Annotated in this window: 23 protein-coding genes; 3 read left to right on the plus strand and 20 right to left on the minus strand. The window is 72.1% G+C overall.

Annotation, left to right across the window (positions count from 1 at the left end; all coding sequences use genetic code 11):
* Positions 1 to 38: 38 nt before the first annotated feature.
* Positions 39 to 209 carry a hydrophobic protein gene (locus ABT057_RS36195; protein ID WP_133913849.1) on the plus strand — a complete coding sequence of 57 codons (171 nt, stop codon included), beginning with the start codon at positions 39 to 41 and terminating at the stop codon, positions 207 to 209.
* A 114-nt stretch (positions 210 to 323) separates the two neighbouring features.
* Here the strand turns inward: ABT057_RS36195 and ABT057_RS36200 are convergent, their stop codons facing one another.
* The 14 genes from ABT057_RS36200 to ABT057_RS36265 all read right to left on the minus strand — a co-directional run bounded on the left by ABT057_RS36200 (position 324) and on the right by ABT057_RS36265 (position 10935).
* Positions 324 to 608, minus strand: a complete 285-nt coding sequence (locus ABT057_RS36200) for a gas vesicle protein K (protein WP_352348121.1) — start codon at positions 606 to 608, stop codon at positions 324 to 326.
* Positions 605 to 793, minus strand: coding sequence for a gas vesicle protein (locus ABT057_RS36205; RefSeq protein ID WP_352348122.1), 189 nt, complete (start codon positions 791 to 793; stop codon positions 605 to 607). Before ABT057_RS36205 ends, ABT057_RS36200 begins: the two co-directional genes overlap by 4 nt.
* A complete protein-coding gene (locus tag ABT057_RS36210; protein WP_352348123.1) occupies positions 790 to 1584 on the minus strand; it encodes a GvpL/GvpF family gas vesicle protein in 795 nt (264 codons plus the stop codon). Before ABT057_RS36210 ends, ABT057_RS36205 begins: the two co-directional genes overlap by 4 nt.
* Entirely contained in the window at positions 1581 to 1949 is a 369-nt protein-coding gene (locus ABT057_RS36215) for a gas vesicle protein (protein WP_352348124.1), read from the minus strand. Before ABT057_RS36215 ends, ABT057_RS36210 begins: the two co-directional genes overlap by 4 nt.
* Positions 1946 to 3148 carry an SRPBCC family protein gene (locus ABT057_RS36220; RefSeq protein ID WP_352348125.1) on the minus strand — a complete coding sequence of 401 codons (1203 nt, stop codon included), beginning with the start codon at positions 3146 to 3148 and terminating at the stop codon, positions 1946 to 1948. Before ABT057_RS36220 ends, ABT057_RS36215 begins: the two co-directional genes overlap by 4 nt.
* Positions 3145 to 3903 (minus strand): DNA primase, encoded by a 759-nt coding sequence (locus ABT057_RS36225; RefSeq protein WP_352348126.1) that lies wholly within the window; start codon positions 3901 to 3903, stop codon positions 3145 to 3147. The genes ABT057_RS36220 and ABT057_RS36225 overlap by 4 nt, the downstream gene beginning before the upstream one ends.
* Positions 3900 to 4163, minus strand: a complete 264-nt coding sequence (locus ABT057_RS36230) for a gas vesicle protein GvpG (RefSeq protein WP_352348127.1) — start codon at positions 4161 to 4163, stop codon at positions 3900 to 3902. Before ABT057_RS36230 ends, ABT057_RS36225 begins: the two co-directional genes overlap by 4 nt.
* A 3-nt stretch (positions 4164 to 4166) precedes the next feature.
* Positions 4167 to 4934 carry a GvpL/GvpF family gas vesicle protein gene (locus tag ABT057_RS36235; RefSeq protein WP_352348128.1) on the minus strand — a complete coding sequence of 256 codons (768 nt, stop codon included), beginning with the start codon at positions 4932 to 4934 and terminating at the stop codon, positions 4167 to 4169.
* Positions 4931 to 5371, minus strand: coding sequence for a gas vesicle structural protein GvpA (locus tag ABT057_RS36240; RefSeq protein ID WP_352348129.1), 441 nt, complete (start codon positions 5369 to 5371; stop codon positions 4931 to 4933). Before ABT057_RS36240 ends, ABT057_RS36235 begins: the two co-directional genes overlap by 4 nt.
* Before the next feature lie 55 nt (positions 5372 to 5426).
* Positions 5427 to 5714 carry a gas vesicle protein GvpO gene (locus ABT057_RS36245; protein ID WP_352348130.1) on the minus strand — a complete coding sequence of 96 codons (288 nt, stop codon included), beginning with the start codon at positions 5712 to 5714 and terminating at the stop codon, positions 5427 to 5429.
* A 200-nt stretch (positions 5715 to 5914) separates the two neighbouring features.
* Positions 5915 to 6865, minus strand: a complete 951-nt coding sequence (gene ligD, locus ABT057_RS36250; protein ID WP_352348131.1) for a non-homologous end-joining DNA ligase — start codon at positions 6863 to 6865, stop codon at positions 5915 to 5917.
* The gene (locus ABT057_RS36255; protein ID WP_352348132.1) at positions 6862 to 8715 is read right to left on the minus strand and encodes a transketolase; all 1854 of its coding nucleotides are present in this window, start codon (positions 8713 to 8715) and stop codon (positions 6862 to 6864) included. Before ABT057_RS36255 ends, ligD begins: the two co-directional genes overlap by 4 nt.
* A gap of 4 nt (positions 8716 to 8719) precedes the next feature.
* Complete coding sequence (locus ABT057_RS36260; RefSeq protein ID WP_352348133.1) at positions 8720 to 10267, minus strand: NAD(P)/FAD-dependent oxidoreductase; 1548 nt, start codon at positions 10265 to 10267, stop codon at positions 8720 to 8722.
* 149 nt (positions 10268 to 10416) lie between these two features.
* Positions 10417 to 10935, minus strand: coding sequence for a phage holin family protein (locus ABT057_RS36265; RefSeq protein WP_352348134.1), 519 nt, complete (start codon positions 10933 to 10935; stop codon positions 10417 to 10419).
* 123 nt (positions 10936 to 11058) lie between these two features.
* Between ABT057_RS36265 and ABT057_RS36270 the strand changes: the two genes are divergently transcribed.
* Positions 11059 to 11409, plus strand: coding sequence for a VOC family protein (locus ABT057_RS36270; RefSeq protein WP_352348135.1), 351 nt, complete (start codon positions 11059 to 11061; stop codon positions 11407 to 11409).
* A gap of 126 nt (positions 11410 to 11535) precedes the next feature.
* Complete coding sequence (locus ABT057_RS36275; protein ID WP_352348136.1) at positions 11536 to 11898, plus strand: DUF6204 family protein; 363 nt, start codon at positions 11536 to 11538, stop codon at positions 11896 to 11898.
* Here the strand turns inward: ABT057_RS36275 and ABT057_RS36280 are convergent.
* The 6 genes from ABT057_RS36280 to ABT057_RS36305 are packed head-to-tail and all read right to left on the minus strand — an operon-like array spanning position 11855 to position 17892.
* Complete coding sequence (locus ABT057_RS36280) at positions 11855 to 12421, minus strand: GNAT family N-acetyltransferase (RefSeq protein ID WP_352348137.1); 567 nt, start codon at positions 12419 to 12421, stop codon at positions 11855 to 11857. The genes ABT057_RS36275 and ABT057_RS36280 overlap by 44 nt on opposite strands.
* Positions 12422 to 12440: 19 nt before the next feature.
* Entirely contained in the window at positions 12441 to 12701 is a 261-nt protein-coding gene (locus ABT057_RS36285; protein WP_352348138.1) for a LapA family protein, read from the minus strand.
* 36 nt (positions 12702 to 12737) lie between these two features.
* Positions 12738 to 13667, minus strand: coding sequence for a S66 peptidase family protein (locus ABT057_RS36290; protein ID WP_352348139.1), 930 nt, complete (start codon positions 13665 to 13667; stop codon positions 12738 to 12740).
* Entirely contained in the window at positions 13664 to 15703 is a 2040-nt protein-coding gene (locus ABT057_RS36295; RefSeq protein ID WP_352348140.1) for a S9 family peptidase, read from the minus strand. Before ABT057_RS36295 ends, ABT057_RS36290 begins: the two co-directional genes overlap by 4 nt.
* Positions 15704 to 15718: 15 nt before the next feature.
* Complete coding sequence (locus tag ABT057_RS36300; protein WP_352348141.1) at positions 15719 to 17032, minus strand: M20/M25/M40 family metallo-hydrolase; 1314 nt, start codon at positions 17030 to 17032, stop codon at positions 15719 to 15721.
* Positions 17033 to 17058: 26 nt separating this feature from the next.
* Positions 17059 to 17892 carry a M55 family metallopeptidase gene (locus ABT057_RS36305; protein ID WP_352348142.1) on the minus strand — a complete coding sequence of 278 codons (834 nt, stop codon included), beginning with the start codon at positions 17890 to 17892 and terminating at the stop codon, positions 17059 to 17061.
* Between the last annotated feature and the right edge of the window lie 38 nt (positions 17893 to 17930).

Genomic DNA, 17930 nt, shown 5'->3' on the forward strand with positions numbered 1-17930 from the left:
CGGAATCCGGGACACCCGGATTCCAGGAGGTTGACACTATGGTTCCCATTCTGCTGGTACTGCTTCTGGTGCTGATTCTTTTCGGCGCCGGGTTCGCGGTGAAGTTGCTGTGGTGGATCGCGCTCGCGGTTCTCGTCGTCTGGCTCCTGGGCTTCCTCTTCCGCGGGACTTCTGCGGCGGGAGGCAGGGGCCGCTGGTACAGGTGGTGAATTAACCCCGTTTCCGCGCAAGGTCCGTTCTAAAACCCTTCGCCCGGTACGGCTCGGGAATTCCCGAGCCGTACCGGGCGAAAAAACGTCCGGGCGAAAAGCGGGGGTTCCGGGTCATTCCCGGGGAAGCAGCGGTCCGAGCGGCCCGAGGTCCAGATTGAGGTCCTCGGGCCGCAGTCCGTAGCGATCGCACAGCTCTGCCATACGGTCGTCGAGCAGCATCAGGGTGAGCCCGATGCGTTCCTCCTGCTCCTCCTCCAGGTCCCCCTGGTCGAAGCGGCGCAACGCCTGCCGTTCCATCAGCTGGCGCAGCAGCTCGACCACGGTGAGCACGAGTTTGACGAGATCGCGCTCGACGGTGTCGGGCTCGAGGTCCAGCCGGTTGCGGCGGTCGGTCACAGCGCATCACCCCAGGGCGACGGCACCTGTTCGTTGACGGAGCTGATCAGTGCGTTCAGGTCGATGCGGACGAGGTCGACGTCCGCGATGCGCAGGGTGATGTCCCCCGTGATGACGACCCCGCCGGCCAGCAGCCGGTCGAGCAGGTCCACGAGGGCGACCTCCCGGCGCTCCACGACGGTCATGTTGTGTACCCCTCCGTTTCCTCGCCTTCCGTCACGTCCACGCCGACGAAGGAATAGGCGGCCCACGGGCCGGTGAGTTCGACGCGTATTCCGGGCTCCTCGCCCTTCGTGCTGTCCACGATCTCCACGAATTCCTCGGACTGTGCGCGAGGGACGAGATACGCGGCGTTCAGCACGTTCTGTCCTGCGGCCGCGGAAAGGGTGGAATTCTGCGGCGGGTGGAGCCGGGAGTCCTCGGCGCGTCCGCACAACGTGGTGTGCAGCCGGGCCGCGAACCGTTCGGCCCGCTGCCAGGTGTTCTCGTGCTCCTGTGCCTGCCTGCGCCGCCGGCGCAGGTAGTCCCGTCCGGAGGCGGGCTTCGCCGCCGGCGGCGCGGTCTCGGCCGGTTCGGGCTCCGGCTCGACGTAGACCTTCACCCCCCACTCGACCCGCCCGGCCAGGCGGTCGAGGGTGCTCAGGAAGTACTCCTCGCGCCGCTCCATCATCACGCGGACGCCGCTGTCGTCCCGGAACACGGTGGCGAGCCGGAGCGGCAGCGGCGTGGTGACGGCCGTGAGCGCGTCGACGACCTGCTGGTGGGCGCGGGCGGTCGCGGCCAGCCAGTCCAGGTCCTCCAGATGACGGTGGAGGGGCTCCTCGGCGAAGTCCCCCTCCGGCACATGGCTGACCACGGCGATCAGGCCGTGGTGGCTGAGCAGTCTGGGCGGATCGCCGGCGATGCCCGTCAGATCCGCCTGCAGCGGTGCGCCGAGCGGCCGGCACACGGCGTATACGTAACGCAGTCCGGTCACGGGGACTCCTCACGGACGTCCTGCGGAGTGTTCTCCCGGTCGTGGTGGGCACGGCCCGGCTCCAGTTCCTCCAGCCGGGCCAGCCGCTCGCGCAACTCGGCGTTCTCCCGCGTGAGAACGTCGCGGCGGGCCCGGGTGGAGAGGGCCGGGTCGTCCTCCCACCAGTCGATGCCCATCTCCTTGGCCTTGTCGACGGAGGCGACGATGAGCCGCAGCTTGATGGTGAGCAGTTCGATGTCGAGCAGATTGATCCGGATGTCGCCGGCGATGACGATGCCCTTGTCGAGGACACGCTCCAGGATGTCGGCGAGGTTGGCGCCGCCACTCTGGCCGTACGGCTCCGGCATCCGGCTCGACATGCTCATCGCCGGCTCCCGGCCTCGTCGTACGCCTCCTCTTCCTCGGATTCCTCGGATTCCTCGGGTTCCTCGGGTTCCTCCTCGTACTCGCCCTCGGGCTCCTCTTCCTCGTCCTCGTACTCGCCCTCGTCCTCATAGGCGTCCTCGGACTCGGTCGCGGGCTCCTCCTCGCCTTCGGGCTCGTCCCTTGCTTCTCCTTCTTCCTCGGCCTCGGCGTCCGGGCCGTCCTCCTCGTACTCCTCCTCATCGTCCTCCGGGCCCTCGTCCTGCGCGACCCCGTCCTCGTGGGACATGACGAGCTCGCCGTCGCGGATCTCGCCGCGCCAGCCGTCCTCGGCCTCTCCCTTGATGGTGATGAAGCGGGCGAAGTTCTTCAGGTCGAGCCGGGCGCGGCGGCCCTGGGCGCGCCAGATGTTGCCGGTCTTCTCGAAGAAACCCGACGGGTAGTACTCGATGAGGAGCAGGACGCGGGTGAGGTTGTCGGCGATGTAGTGGAAGGAGACGACACCCTTCGTGGTGCCCTTGGCACCCTCCGACGTCCAGGAGATCCTGTCGTCGGGCACCTGTTCGACGGTCTTCGCCTTCCAGCTGCGGTTGGACCAGAAGACCTTCAGCTGCCAGTCCGACTGGGTGTCGTCGGCGCGACTCGCGCTCTTGACGCCCTTGGCGAAGGTGCTGAAGTCCTGGTACTGCGTCCACTGGTCGTAGGCCGTGCGCAGCGGCACGCCGACGTCGATCTGCTCGATGATGACCGTCGGCTTCGCGCCCGAGCGGCCCTTGCCCTTGCCTTTGCCCTTGCCGCCGAGGTTCTTCAGAGCGCCCATGACGTTGTCCTTGGCCCGTGTGGCGCCGAGCTCCAGGGCGGAGCGCAGCGGGCCCTTTCCTTCCGCGAGCTTGCGTCCGCCGTCCAGGGCCAGCTTTGCGAAGCCGGGGCTGTTGCCCTCGGCGATGTCGTTGAGCTTGCCGGTCGTCTCACCGAGCTTGCGCCCGACGCCGGTCAGCATCCGCTGGGCCTGCGCGGAGAGGTAGTCCTGGATCTCTTCCTTCAGGCGGTCGGCGGCCTCGCTGTGGGCGAGGTCGGCGAGAGGGTTCCCGCCGTCCGTCGCCGCGTTCGTCGCACCGCCGGCCGCCTTGCCGGCGGTGCCCGTGGCCTTGGAGGTCGCGCCACGGGCCGCGGAGGTGGCGGATCCCAGGTTCTCGGTCATCGCTCACCGCCTCCCTTCCGTCCTCCGGCACCGCCGCCACCGCGTCCGCCGGCCCGGGAGGCCGTGCGGGGCGCGGGCTTGCGGGCGCCGCCGGTCTGCTTGGAGGCCGACGTCCTGCGGGCCGCCGTCTTCTTGGCGGGTGCCTTCTTCGCGGGCGCCTTCTTGGCCGTCTTCTTCGCGGGCGCCTTGCGGGCCGCCTTCTTCCTCGGGGCCTCGGCGCGCTCCTCGTCCTGGTCGCGGCCCTCGTCCTCGTCGCGCTCCTCGTCCTGGTCGCGGCCCTCGGCCTCCTCGCCGTCGCCCTCCTGCTCGGCGCCGTTCCGGTCCTCGTGCCCCTCGTCCTCCTCGTCGGTCCCGGCAGCCTCCTCGGCCTCCTCGGCCTCCTCGGACTCGTCGAGCTCGTCGGACGCGGTGTCCTCCTCGTCGGCGCCCCCGGGCACCCCGCCGGCCAGTTGGTCACGCACCTCGGCGGTACGGCCGTGCAGCCGGTCGGCGAGTGCTCCGATCTGCCGTTCGACCAGGGCGCCGGAGGCGGCCTTGCCCACACCCCGCAGGTCCTGGCGGAGTTCGTCGCCGATCTCCTTGAACTGCGGGTTGTCCTTCAACTGCTGCGACAGCAGCTCCGCGACGCCGCGCGGGGTCAGGTTCAGCTTCTTGCCGGCCACCAACGACCCGACGGCGAGCGCGAGTTTCAGTTTCCTCGTCCGTCCGAGGAGATATCCGGCCCCGATGGCGAGGCCCAGTCCCATACGGTTCATCGCGTTGTCCCGTCACTCGTTCCCGCGCCTTGGCGCATCGCGATCTCCAACCGGTCGAGAAGCTCGTCCTCCATCCGGTCGAACTCGTCCTCCGTGATCTCGCCGGCCTCCAACCGCTCTTCCAGCCGGGCGAGTTCGGCCCGCACCGTGGCGGGGTCGTAGTAGATGCGCTCCGCTTCCCGCAGCACCTCTCCGATCACCCAGGCGCTGCCGCGCACGGGCGCGAAGGGCAGCATGAGTACCTCCGAGATCAGTCCCACGGCTCATCCGCTCCTTTGCTTCTCCTCGGCCGCGCCCGCGGGTGCGGCCGGGCCGGGCTCGACGAAGCTGTACGGCGGCAGCGGGCCGTTGACGCGCACGTCGAGGTGCGGCCGGTCCTCGCGCAGCCGCTCGGCCGTCTCCAGGAAGCCGGCGGCCGAGTCCCGTTCCACCAGGAAGGAGACGTTGGCCAACCAGCCGGTGGACTCGGGCCCCACACTGGTGGCGGCGGCCAGCGGCTGCAGGGTCTGCTGGATGTAGGCCGCGTCCTCGGCCTCGCGGGCCTTGACCGCGGCGGCGACCATCTCGCCGAGCTGCAGCCGCTGCTCGTAAGTACCGCCGCCCGCCTGCCGGTTGGCCTCGGCCAGGGCCCGCAGTTCGGGGCTGGTGGCCATCACGTGGTGCAGGACGGCCTCCTCGACGTGGGAGGCCTTGACGTTGTACTCGACCTTGCCCTCGAGTGCCTCGAGGCGCTCGCGATAGTGGTCGGCGCGCTCGGCGAGGACGCCGGTGACCGTCTTGTCGTCGGGGGCGACGCTGCCGAACCGCATGGGCAGCACACAGCCGGTGGCGCCGGTCTCGGCGAGCACGTTCTGGTGGGCGAGCAACTCCCGGCGCTTGGGGCGCAGTTGCTCGGGCGCGTCACTGACGAGGGCCGCGAGTTCGCCCTCCTCCAGCACGCGCACAGGGCGGGGCGGCTCCCCGACCCCGGTCAGGCCTTCGGGGAGGGCGGAGTGCGAGCGGGCCGTGATGGCGTAGACGTACGTGCTCACGCCTCTTCCTCCTTCCGGCGGGCCGTCGTGCTCTTGCGCGGCCGCGGCCTGGACGCACGCTCCTCCTCCTTCGGGGAGCCCTCGTCACGGGCCTGCTTGAACGCGTCGGAGATGGTCTCCGCGGCGCCCGACAGCGCGCCCTTGGACTTGCCGCGCGCGCCGGACTCGGTCATCTCGCCGACCAGGTCGGGCAGGCCGGGGTCCTTGCGCGGCCCCGCCTCCAGGTCGAGGCGGTTGCAGGCCTCGGCGAACCGCAGATAGGTGTCGACGCTGGCCACGACGACCCGTATGTCGATCTTGAGGATCTCGATGCCGACCAGGGAGACCCGAATGAACGCGTCGATGACGAGACCCCTGTCGAGGACGAGTTCCAGCACGTCGTAGAGACCGCTGCTGCCGCCTCCACCGCCGGTCTGTTGTGCCGGGACAACGGTCATGTCGACCGTGCCTCCTTCGTATCGCGATGAATAATCGGATGAATGTTCGGGCGACCTAGCGGTCGCCGGGCCGACGCGCGTCGGCCCGCCCGCGTTCGTAGCGGCGAACGCGCCGGTAGCCGGTGAGCTGTCCCTGCGGGTCGAGGTCGACCTGATAGCTCCCCATCAGGCTCATGGTGTCGGGCACCCTGGCGAGTTCGAGGACCTCCACCTCGACGGACCAGCCGTCCTCCGTCTGCTCGAAGGACGAGACGCTCTCGGCCGGCATGCCGGTCAGCTCCGAGAGCTGGGCGCGTGCCTGGTTCAGCACGTCCATGGGGCTCGGCCGCCCGTCGTCCGCCATGGTGTCGTCCTTGCCCTTCGAACTCTGTCGGTCCGGACCCTGCGCGTCCGGACTCGGTGGGTCGTGTGAAGGCCGTGTTCGCCGTGTGTTGCTCGTGTCGGACCTGGCCACCTCTTCCGGGTGGCCTGAAGCCTCTTGGCCAAACCTTCACGAACGAACCTGTCGGCCGTCGCCGGTCAGCCCTGGCCGCGGGCGCCGCGTCAGACGCCGCGCAGGGCGTCGAGCCGGCGCCTGGCGGGCCCCAGAGCGCGGCCGCGGCCGAGCGCCCCGGACCAGGGGCGGGTGCGGGCCTGGCCGAGGGCGTTCTCGATCGTCCAGCGGCGGGGGCCGAGGTCCGGGTCGTCGAGCTGGTCCCAGGTGATCGGCACGGCGACGGGCGCGCCGGGCAGGGCGCGCACGGTGAACGGGGCGACGGCGGTCTGCGCGTAGGCGTTGCGGCCGATGTCGAGGTAGAGCCGGTCGCCGCGGTCCTGTCTGCGGGCTGCCGTGGTGTACCGGTCGGGATGTTCGGCGACGAGGACGTCGGCGGCGTCCCGGGCGAAGGCGCGCACCTCGTCGAAGTCGTGGCGCCCGTCGAGCGGGACGACGACGTGCAGTCCGCGCGAGCCGGTGGTCATCGCAGCGGAGGGCAGGCGCAGCTCGTCGAGCAGCCCGCGGACCCTGCGGGCCGCCTCGCGCACCACGGCGAAACCGCCGCCGAAACCGTCGGCCGGGCGATCGGCCGGATCCAGGTCGAAGATCATCAGGTCCGGCCGGTCGAGCCGACCGGTCCGCGAGAGCCAGCGGTGCAGGGGGAGACAGGCCTGGTCGGCGAGGAAGGCGAGGGTGGCCGAGTCGTCGCACACCGTGTGGCGGACGGTCCCGTCCTCCTTCGCCACCTCCACCCGGGTGATCCACTCCGGATAGTGCGCGGGTGTGTTCTTCTGCATGAACCGCGGCCCGTCCACACCGTCGGGGTGCCGCTCCAGCATCAGCGGCCGGCCGCGCAGGTACGGCAGCATGAACACGGCGACCGACCGGTAGTACTCGACCAGGTCCTCCTTGGTGTACCGCGCGCCCTCGCCGCCGTCGGGGAAGAGCACCTTGCCCGGCCGGTGCACCTCGACACTGCGGCGTCCCGCGCGAACCGTGCGGACCTGGCCGCCGCTCACGGCACGACCGCCGTCTCCACCAGCAGCCGGGCCGACGTGGCGATCGACTCGGCGTCGATGCCCGCGGCGTGCAGCTGCTCGTCCGGCGACGCGGAACCCGGCATCGTACGGACCGCGAGGCGCACCAGGCGGGGTACGGGCCGCCCGTCCAGGAACGCCTCCAGGACGGCGTCGCCGAGGCCGCCCTCCGGGTGGTGGTCCTCCACGGTCATGAGGCAGCCGGTCTCCTCCGCCGCCCGGCGCAGGGTGACGCGGTCGACGGGCTTGACCGAGTACAGGTCGAGGACGCGGACGGCGATGCCCTCCCCGGCCAGCGCGTCGGCGGCCTCGAGCGCCTCGTGGACGGTGACGCCCGCCGCGACGATCGTCAGCCGGTCGCGGTCGGAGGCGCGCAGCACCTTGCTGCCGCCGACGGGAAACTCCTCGTCGGGCCCGTAGAGCGGCGGACCGCCACCGCGCGAGGTACGCAGATAGCGCACGCCGTCCAGCCCGGCCATCGCGGCGACCAGCTGGGCGGTCTGGTTCGGGTCGCACGGATAGAGCACGGTGGAGCCGTGCACGGACCGGAACATCCCCAGGTCCTCCAGGCCCATCTGCGAGGGCCCGTCCTGCCCGATGGCGACCCCCGCGTGCGAGCCGACCAGGTTGATCCCGGCACCGCTGACCGCCGCCATCCGTACGAAGTCGTGGGCGCGGGTCAGGAAGGCCGCGAACGTGGAGGCGTACGGCACCCAGCCGCGTGTCGCGAGCCCGACCGCGGCGGCGACGAGCTGCTGCTCGGCGATGTAGCACTCGAAGAACCGGTCGGGGTGTTCCTTGGCGAAGAACTCGGCGCGCGTGGAGTCGCTCACCTCGCCGTCGAGCGCGACGACGTCGGGCCGGGCGGTGCCGAGGGCGGCGAGGGCCTGGCCGTAGGCGTCACGGGTGGCGACCGCCTTGTCGCCGCCCCGCTCCCAGCGGGGCAGGTCCAGGTGGCCGTTCGGGACGGAGTGCAGCATGCGCGTGGCGGGCGGCTCGTGCACCGTCACCCGCAGGTCACGGACCCCGCCCAGCTCCTCGATCGCCTCGTCGGCGTCGGGCAGCGGCTTGCCGTGCAGGCCCTCGCGGTCCTGGACGCTCGCCACGCCCTTGCCCTTGAGGGTGCGGGCGAGGATCACGGTGGGCTGCCCCCTGGTGGAAGCCGCCTCGCCGTACGCCCGGTCGACGGCGTCCACGTCGTGTCCGTCGATCTCCACGGTGTGCCAGCCGAAGGCCTGGAAGCGGCGGGCGTAGGCATCGAGGTCGTGACCGTGCCTGGTCGGGCCGCGCTGGCCGAGCCGGTTGACGTCGACGATCGCGGTGAGGTTGTCCAGATGCTCGTACGCCGCGTGCTCGGCGGCCTCCCACACCGACCCCTCGGCCAGCTCGCTGTCCCCGCACACCACCCACACGCGGTACCCGATGCGGTCCAGCCGCTTGCCCGCGAGGGCGATGCCGACGCCGACGGGCAGGCCCTGGCCGAGCGAACCGGTGGCCGTCTCGACCCACGGCAGGCGCTGGGGCGTGGGATGCCCCTCGAGCCTGCTGCCCAGCTCGCGGAAGGTCAGCAGTTCGGCGTCGTCGATCGCGCCGGCCGCCTTGTAGGCGGCGTAGAGGAGGGGGGAGGCGTGGCCCTTGGAGAGGACGAAACGGTCGGCCGCGGGGTGGGCGGGCCGGTCGAAGTCGTAGCGGAGATGGTTGGCCAGCAGCACCGCCATGAGATCCGCGGCCGACATCGAGGACGTCGGGTGCCCGGAGCCCGCGGCTGCGGAGGCGCGCACGCTGTCCACGCGCAACTGCTGTCCCAGTTCGGTGAGTTCGGCGGTGTCCATCGGGTCAGTGACCTCCTTCGGAGCGGTTGTCCGGGCCGGCGCGCCGCGCGGGCTCACCGCCCGGCTGCGTCGACCGTTTCGACTGCTTCGACTGCTTCGGATGATTCGACTGCTTCGGCTGCTTCGGCTGCTTCTCGTGCTTCCTGGTGGGGCCGGGGGTCGGGGGATTCGTGTCCGACGGGTCCGTCCCCGCTGGATTCGTCCCCGCGTCGGCCGTCCCTGGTCCGGACACGGGCTGCGGCTCGCGTCCGTCCGGCACCCGGGCCAACTCCGGCGACGCCGTGTCCAGCGGCACCGACCAGGACCGTACGAGGCCCAACTGGACGGCCTGACGCGGCAGTACGGCGTCCAGCAGCCAGTCGGCGGCCACCCGGACGCGGTTGCCGGGCATGGCGGCGAGATGGTAGCCGCGGGTGACCAGGCCCGCCGGCAGCCCGGACAGGGGCACACCCAGCGGGTTCGCGGCGCCCTTCACCCCGCCCAGGTCGACGACGAACCCCAGGTCCCTGTGCCGGTAGGGCCGCAGTTCACCGCGGCTCAGCGAGGCGGCCACGTTGTCCCCGGCCACCCTGCCCTGCCGCCACGCGTGCTGGGCGGTCATCGGCGTGTACTGCCCGGGGTCCTCCAGATCGGGCACGGCGGCCATGTCACCGCACGCGAACACCTCGGGCCGGCCGGGTACCTGGAGACTGGGCTCGACGACGAGCCGCCCGCGTTCCAGGGGCAGTCCGAGGGACTCGGTGAGCGGATCCGGCCGTACGCCCACGCACCACGCCAGGGTGCGGGTGGCGACGGACTCGCCGTCCGTCAGCACCACTCCGTCGTGCGTGGCCTCCCGCACGGAGGTCCCCATGCGCACCTCGACGCCCCGCTCGCGCAGCACACCGCCGGCGGTGCGGGAGAGCCGTTCGTCCAGTTCGGGCAGAACCCGCTCGGCGACGTCGAGCAGCAGCCAGCGCGGCCGCATGCCCGTGCGCAGCGGGTGGGCGCGCACCAGCGCGTCGGTGAACAGCTGCCCCTGTGCGGCGACCTCGGTGCCGGTGTATCCGGCGCCCACCACCACGAACGTACAACGCGCCTCGCATTCCGCCGCGTTGTCGGCGGAGGCCGCCAACTCGATCTGACGGGTGATGTGGTCGCGCAGGTAGAGGGCCTCGGGCAGACCGCGGAAGCCGTGCGCGTGCTCGGCGACTCCGGGAATGGGCAGCAGCTTGTTGACACTGCCGACGGTGAGGACCAGCCGGTCGTAGGGCAGGGTCCCCGAGTTGCCCTCGGGGTCGTCGTAGTGGACGGTGCGCGCGTCCAGGTCGATCCGGCCGGCCTCGCCGAGCACCAGGCGGGTCTGTTGCAGGGTGTCGGCCAGGGAGACGGTGACCCGGCGCGGTTCGAGGATGCCGGCGGCCACCTGGGGCAGCAGGGGCACATAGAGGAAGTAGTCGGTGGGGTTGAGCACGGTGATGTCGGCCCGGCCGCGGGCGGCCCGGGCGACCGTGCGGGCCGCCCGGTACCCGGCGAAGCCGGCTCCGACGATCACGATGCGGGGTCGGCTCACGGTGCGCCTCCGGCGGGGTGGGTCGTCTGCGGGGCGGTACGGAAGGGCCCCGGGGGCTTCCGCGTCCCCCCGGGGAGGACGGCCAAACCTGCGCCCGGCACCCGGCCGGGTGGTCCGGCACAGGTCAGGACGGGCGTCGCGGCCGGGTGTCAGTCCCGGTCGTTCGGGGGCTGCGGGGGCTCCGGGGCGACACCCTGGGCGGGGCGGGCCCCGCCGGGCTGCGCCGGCGGGGCCGGGGGCACGGGCGGGTAGGGGGTGCCGAGACCGGCGGCCGGTCCTGCGGGCGGCATACCGCCCGCCGCAGGACCGTGCCCGGCGTGCTGAGCGGCGTGGCTCATCCCTGCCCCGTGCTCGGGCCGGGTGGACGCGTGCGGCCGGGCGGCGCCGCGCAGGGCGTACGCCGCCACCCCGAGGATCACCGCGGTGATCAGCGCGGCGGCCCAGCCGGGCAGGCCGATGTCGAGGGCCAGGCCCACGGCGAGTGCGACGGCCGCGCCCGCGTAGAGGGCGACGGCGCCGGACGCCGCGTACAGCGTGGCCTTCCGCCGCTGCCTGCGGGTCTGTTCGCGCAGCTCGTCGCGGATCGTCTCGCGGGCCACCTGAGCCAGTTCGTCGACCAGGTGCTTGTCCAGGTGCTCCAGATGATCCAGATGTTCCTTGCGATCCATGGCCGCCGGGTACCCGCCGTCAGGGACCCGTAACTCCTCGATACGGCACGGGCCGCGCATGGCCGGAGGGAGGATCGGGTGAAGGGATCCCCACCTCCCGCCGGGCCCAACTAGGCTCGCCGCATGGACATTCTGGGAGCCACTCTGCGGGTCTGCGTCGATGATCTGGAGGCCTCGGTCTCCTTCTACGAACGGCTCGCGGGCACCAGAGCACTGCGCTTCGAACGCGCCGGCGTGCAGGTGGCCGCCGTCGGCTGCTTCCTGCTGATGAGCGGACCGGAGGCCGAGTTGGAGGTGCTGCGCAAAGTCGCGGCGACGATAGCCGTCAGCGATGTCGACGAGGCCCACAAGTCCCTCACCGAACTGGGCGCCGACGTCATCGCGGGCCCGGTGGCGACTCCGGTCGGCCGCAACCTGATCGCCCGTCACCCGGACGGTTCGGTCTACGAGTACGTGGACCGCCGGCGCGCGTAGGACCGGTGGGCGGCGGAGTCCGGGCGACGAAATTCCGTATGCGATGAACCGTCGTCCGCATATCGTCGTCGGCATGCGGCCGACCGTCCGGCGAAGAGCGCGACGCGCAGGACCGAGGGAGCGAGCGTGAGTGAGCAGCACACCTACCGGGTGATCGTCCGGGGCACGTGGGACGGACTCACCCAGGAGGCCCGTACCAGGCTGCTCGCCGAGTCGGCCGACCACGGTCTGAGCAGCATGCGCTTCACCGAGGAGGGGACGCTGTCGTACGAGCCGTCGCCGCTGAAGCACTTCTCCATGCGCTTCGTGGTGGTGTCGGACGCCGCGGACGGCGAGGAGATGGCGGGCGCGCTCGCCGAGGAGCGGGCCGAGACGGCGCTGCGGGAACTGGGCCACGGCTTCACGGGGCTGCGGTCGACGGTCACCGACCTCGACACCATGAAGGTCAACCGGAAGCAGGCCGCCCGGGGCTCCGCATCTCGGCGGTGAGCGCCCACCGCTCGTGGTCGCGCCACTCGCCGTCGATGTGGATCATCTTCGGGGAGAAGCCCTCCAGGCGGAACCCGCAGGCACGGGCCAGGCCGATCGAGGCGGCGTTGCCGGGCTGCGCGTTGATCTCCAGCCGGTGCAGCCGCATCGGCCCGAACGCGTACCCCACCACGAGATCGAGCCCCTCGCGCATCAGCCCGCGCCCGGCGGCGTGCGCGAACGCGCCGTAGCCCAGCGCTCCGCACTGGAACCCGCCGTGCACGATGTTGTTGATGTTGACGAACCCGGCGATCGCCCCGTGTTCCTGCTCGCAGACCAGGAATCCCGCCTTGGTGGAGTCCTCGATCAGCCGTCCCGCGTAGGCGGTGTACGCCTCCGGGGTGGCCGGCGGGAACAGCCACGGGTGGTGCAGGTCCTTGCTCTCGCGGACCCGGGCGGTGAACTCGTCCCCGTCGGCGTAGGTGAAGTGGCGTATCCCGACGCGGGGGCCGTCGGCGAGGTAGGGGGAGGCGGAGTGCGGCATCCGGCCAGCCTACGACCGGTCAGCGACGGCGGCCCATGAAATACGCCCCGAAGAGCGCGCCGACGATCCCCGTGGCGAGCAGGGCCGCCCACAGCGGCATGGTCACTTCGGGGATCAACAGTCTGATCCTGGTTTTCTGCGTGTTCTCGAAGATGAAGATCAGGGTGAGCACGGCGAGCACCAGAACGGTGACCCGTCCCGGCGTCATCGCCTGGCGCCAGCCACCGGACCTGTGGCGGGCCCCGGAGCTCTTCGAGGACTTCGAGGTCTTCGGGCTCATACGTCCAGGGTGGGCCGCAAACCGTTGTCCCGCACGTCAGCGCAGGGCGGGCCCGTCCAGGGTGAGCGTGCCCGAGTCCGCGTCGAGTTCCGCGCTCACCCCGAAGGGAACGGTCAGGGCGCCCTCGCAGTGCCCGAAGCCGAGTTCCTCGACGACGGGCACGCCGAGCCCGCCCAGGCGGTCCACGAACACCGGCCGCAGTTCGTCGTAGGGCCCGCACCTGTCCCAGGAGCCGAGCGCGATCCCGGCGACGCCGTCCAGCCAGCCGGTGCGCAGCAGCTGGGTGAGCGCACGGTCTACCGCATACGGTCGTTCGCCGACGTCCTCGATCAGCAGCAGTCCGCCGCGCGCGCCGGTCCGGGTGTGCGGGGTGCCGTATCCGGTGGCGAGCAGGGCGAGGCAGCCGCCGAGGGTGACGCCTCGCGCGCGCCCGGGGGCGAGGGGCGTGCCCGAGCCGGTGGAGGTGAGGGTGCGGACGGTCTCGGGGGCGAAGAGGGTGGCCCTGAGGTGGTCCTGGGCGCGGGCGTTCTTGACGAAGTCGATCCCGGCGGCCACCGGCCCGTACAGCGTGACCAGGCCGAGGCGGACGGCGAACGCCTCGTGGAGCGTGGTGCTGTCGCTGAAGCCGACGAACACCTTCGGTCCGGCCGCCCGCATCGCCTCCCAGTCGAGCAGATCGACCATGCGCTGGGCGCCGTAGCCGCCGCGGGCACACAGCACGGCGTCGACGGACGGGTCGCACCAGGCCCGCTGGAGGTCGGCGGCCCGGTCGGCGTCGGTGCCCGCGAGGTGGCCGAGGCGCTCGTCGCGGTCAAGGGCGTGCGGTGCGACGACGGGGTCGAGGTCCCAGCCGCGCAGCAGGTCGAGCCCGGCCTGCAGCCGTTCCTCCGCCACCGGTCCGCTGGGGGCGACGACGGCCACCCGGGCGCCGGGGGCCAGCCGCGCCGGCCGCATGAGTTCCTTCACCGCGTGAGCTCCAGGGTGGGGATGCCGGGCGGATGAAGCCCGAACACCTGAGCGTACAACGACAGTTCTGCCTCCAGGGCGCGCACGGTGGTCTCCGCCCGCCGGAAGCCGTGCCCCTCCCCCTCGAAGGTGAGGTACGCGTACGGCACCCGCCGCCCGGCCCGCCCGGCCAGGAACCGTTCGCACTGGGCGGGCGGGCAGATCACGTCGTCCAGGCCCTGCAGAAGCAGGAACGGCACACGGATCCGGTCGGCGTGTTCCACGGGTGAGCGTTCCGCGTACCGGGCGGGTACCTCGGCGAGCGGTCCGACGAGGGAGTCCGGGTAGCGCGACTCGAAGTCGTGGGTCCCGCCGCTCGCCCAGCCCACCAGGTCCAGGACGGGGTAGCGGATCGTGCCGCAGGCGTACACGTCGGTGCCGGTCAGCGAGGCGGCGGCGGTCCAGCCGCCCGCGCTGCCGCCCCGGATCGCCAGCCGCCCGCGGTCGGCCGTGCCCTCGTCGGCGAGGGCCAGGGCCACGGCCGCGCAGTCCTCGACGTCGACCACACCCCACTGCTCCCGCAGCCGGCTGCGGTACTCCCGCCCGTATCCGGTCGAACCGCCGTAGTTGACCTCGGCGACCCCGATGCCGCGGGAGGTGAAGTAGGCGATCTCCAGGTCCAGCACGAGCGGTGCCCGGTCGGTGGGCCCGCCGTGCGCCCAGATGACGTAGGGCGGCAGCTCATGGCCGGGGGCCGCGCAGGCCGGATGGTGGGGCGGGTACACATGGGCGTGGATCTCACGGCCGTCGGGCCCCGCGAAGGTGCGGATCTGCGGCTCCGGATAGTGGGCCGGGTCCACGGCGTCGTCGTGCGCGGCCCCGATCACCCGGGCCCGGCCGGTCCGCGCGTCCAGCTCCACCACCTCGTACGCGCTGCGCGGACTTGCGGCGACGGTGACCACTCTCCCCCACCCTCCGGGCGGGGCGACCCCCCTCTCGCTGCGCTCGCCGCGCACGGCGAGGGTGGCGGCGAACTCGGTCCACGGCCCGGCCGCGTCGACCAGCTCCCCGGTCTCCGGATCGAGGATCCCGAGGGCGGTCGCGCCCCGGCCGTGCACGACGGCGACGAGCCCGTTGTCGAGCGGCGCGAACCAGCGGTGCCCGAGCTTCCAGAGCGCGCCGCCGAACTCCTCCTCGCGCGGGCAGACGGGCTCGTGGTCACGGTAGAGGTTCCACCAACCGGACCGGTCGCTCACATACAGCAGACCGCTGCCCGTGGACCGCACACCGTCGCCTGCGGATTGCATACCGCCGCCGGTCGGCCGCAGCCAGTCCACCTGTGCGATCGACTCGTCCGGTCCGCCCGCCACCACCCGCGCCCCGCTCAGCGTGCCGCCCGGTGCGACCTCGGCGACGATCACCTCTGTCCCGTCCCACGGCATGCCGGGGTGGTCCCAGGCCAGCCAGGCGGCGTGGCGGCCGTCGGGTGAGAGGCGGGGGCCGGTGACGAACCGGCGGCTGTCGTCGGTGAGTTCGCGTACGGCGGCCCGGTCCTCGGCGGCCGAGCCGTCCAGGGGTACGGCGGCCAGTACGCGACGTACGTCGGTGGGGCCGTCGCCGGTGAACTCCTCGAGGACGCACCATACTTCGCCCCGTTCGAGGATCAACTGCGGTTCCGCCCAGCGCAGTCCGCCGCCGACCGTCGACACCGGGGTCAGCGGCCGGGGCTCGCCGCCGGGTTCGCGGGCGTAGAGCCGCTGGTCGGGGAAGTGCACGAAGACAATCAGCGGCCCGTCCTCGCGCAGCGCGCCCGCCCAGGGCCGTCCGCCGTACTCGAGGACCCGGCTGCGGACGTTCCAGGGCGGCGGGAGGACCGGTTCCTCGGTGCCGTCCGCGGTCCGGCGGACCAGGGTGCGGCGGCCGTCCTCGGTGGGGCGCGGCGCCGTCCACCAGACCTCGTCGCCGACGAAGCCGACGTACTCGGGGCGTCCGTCGTGCGTGGCGGTGAGGTGGGCGTCGATGGGTGAGGGCCAGGAACCGTACGGCAGGATCTGCACGTTGTCCCCGCCCGTCTAGGCCGTGCGCAGGAAACGGTCGAGGACGCGGACGCCGAACCGCAGCGCGTCGACGGGGACGCGTTCGTCGACACCGTGGAAGAGGGCCTGGTGATCGAGGCCTTGGGGCAGCTTCAGAGGGGCGAAGCCGTAGGCGGTGACACCGAGTCGGGAGAACTGCTTGGCGTCGGTGCCGCCGGACATGCAGTACGGCACCACGTGCCCCCCGGGTGCGAACTCCTCGACGGCGGCCCGCATGCGGGCGTACAGGGGGACGTCCACCGGCGCCTGGAGGGCGACCGAGTGGTGGCACAGCTCCCAGTCGACGTCGGGCCCGGTGAGTTCGTCGAGGGTGGCGCGGAACTCGTCCTCGGCGCCCCAGAGATACCGTCCGTCGACGTGGGCGACGGCCTCGCCGGGGATCACGTTGAGCTTGTAACCGGCTTCCAGCATGGTCGGGTTGGCGCTGTTGCGGACCGTCGACTCGACCAGGGAGGCGGCCGGGCCGAGCTTCTCCAGCAGCGCGTCCACCCGCGCCGGGTCGTCGAGGTCGGCCTCGAGACCGTAGAGCGCGGCGAGCCGGGTGAGCGCGGCGCGGACGGTGGGGGTGAGGCGCAGCGGCCAGGTGTGTTCGCCGATCCTGGTGACGGCGGCGGCGAGGCGCGTGACCGCGTTCTCGTGGTTGACCTTGGAGCCGTGTCCGGCGCGGCCGCGTGCGGTGAGCTTCAGCCAGGCGGTGCCGCGCTCGCCCGCCGCGATCGGGTAGATCTCGCGGCCGGCGCCGTCGTGGAAGGTGAAGGCTCCGGACTCGCCGACGGCTTCCGTGCAGCCCTCGAAGAGTGCGGCGTGCCGGTCGGCGAGGAAACCGGCGCCGTCCTCGGCGCTCGCCTCCTCGTCGGCGGTGAACGCGAGGACGAGGTCGCGGCGGGGCCGTACGCCCTGGCGTGCCCAGGCGCGCACGACGGCGAGGATCATCGCGTCCATGTTCTTCATGTCGACCGCGCCGCGCCCCCAGACGACGCCGTCCCGCACCTCCCCGGAGAACGGGTGCACGCTCCAGTCGGCGGCCTCGGCGGGAACGACGTCCAGGTGGCCGTGGACGAGCAGCGCGTCCGCGGCGGGGTCGGTGCCCTCGATGCGGGCGACGACGTTGGTGCGGCCGGGGGTGCGTTCGAGGAGGGTGGGTTCGATGCCCGCGTCGGACAGCAGCGCGGCCGCGTACTCGGCGGCGGGCCGTTCGCGGCAGTCACCGCCGCCCCGGTTGGTGGTGTCGATGCGGATGAGGTCGGAGGTGAAGCGGACGACCTCGTCGTGAGCCGTGGCGTCAGCCATCCCGGCCCCGCCGCCGCCTGTGCTGCTCAGCCATACTGCTCCTCGATCGCGGCCGAGGCGATCGTGGTGACCGCCTTGAAGGTACGGATGCCCTCGTACATGGTGCCGCTGGTGTAGGCGATCCTACGTTCGCCCGCACGGACCACGCCGGGGACTACGGTGGCCGCCAGGGCGAGGTGTTCGGCATCGAACTCGACGTCGACTGTATACGGTCCACCGTCGACCGGATCCCGTCTTCCCGCAAGTGAGGCCGCCTGTTTCGCGGCCGCGCGGATGTCGGCCGCGGTGCGGGCCGGGGTCCGGCATACGGCGGCATAGCGCGAGACGTGGTCCTTGACGGCGACCTTCAGTGCCTCGGGCGCGTAGCCGAGGGCGTCCTCGCAGGCCACGTCGTCGCCGGTGACCAGCACGACCGGGACGCCGTACTCGGCGGCGACGTGCGCGTTGAGCAGGCCTTCGCTGGCGCGCACCCCGTTCAGCCGGACGCCGGTGATCGAGTTGGCGAGGTAGGTGTGGGCGAGGACGCCCTCCATGCCGGCGCCGGCGTGGTAGCCGACGAAGGCGATGCCGTCGACGTCGCCGTGCTGGACGCCTTCCACCATGGACAGGGACTTGTGTTTGCCGGTGAGCATCTCGGCCCGGTCGTCGAGCCGTTCGAGGAGGAGGTTGCGCATCGACCAGTGGGCCTCGTTGATGAGGACGTCGTCGGCGCCGCCGTCGAAGAAGCCGAGGACGGCCGCGTTGACGTCGGAGGTGAACAGCGACCGGCAGCGTTCCCACTGCGGGGTCCCGGGCAGCACGTCGGCCGGCCAGGTGACGCCGGTGGCGCCCTCCATGTCGGCGCTGATCAGGATCTTCATGTCCGCTCCCCGTCCTCTCCAGCCTCGCCGCAGGGATC

This window comes from Streptomyces sp. NPDC002588 (assembly GCF_040295925.1).
Lineage (GTDB): Bacteria > Actinomycetota > Actinomycetes > Streptomycetales > Streptomycetaceae > Streptomyces.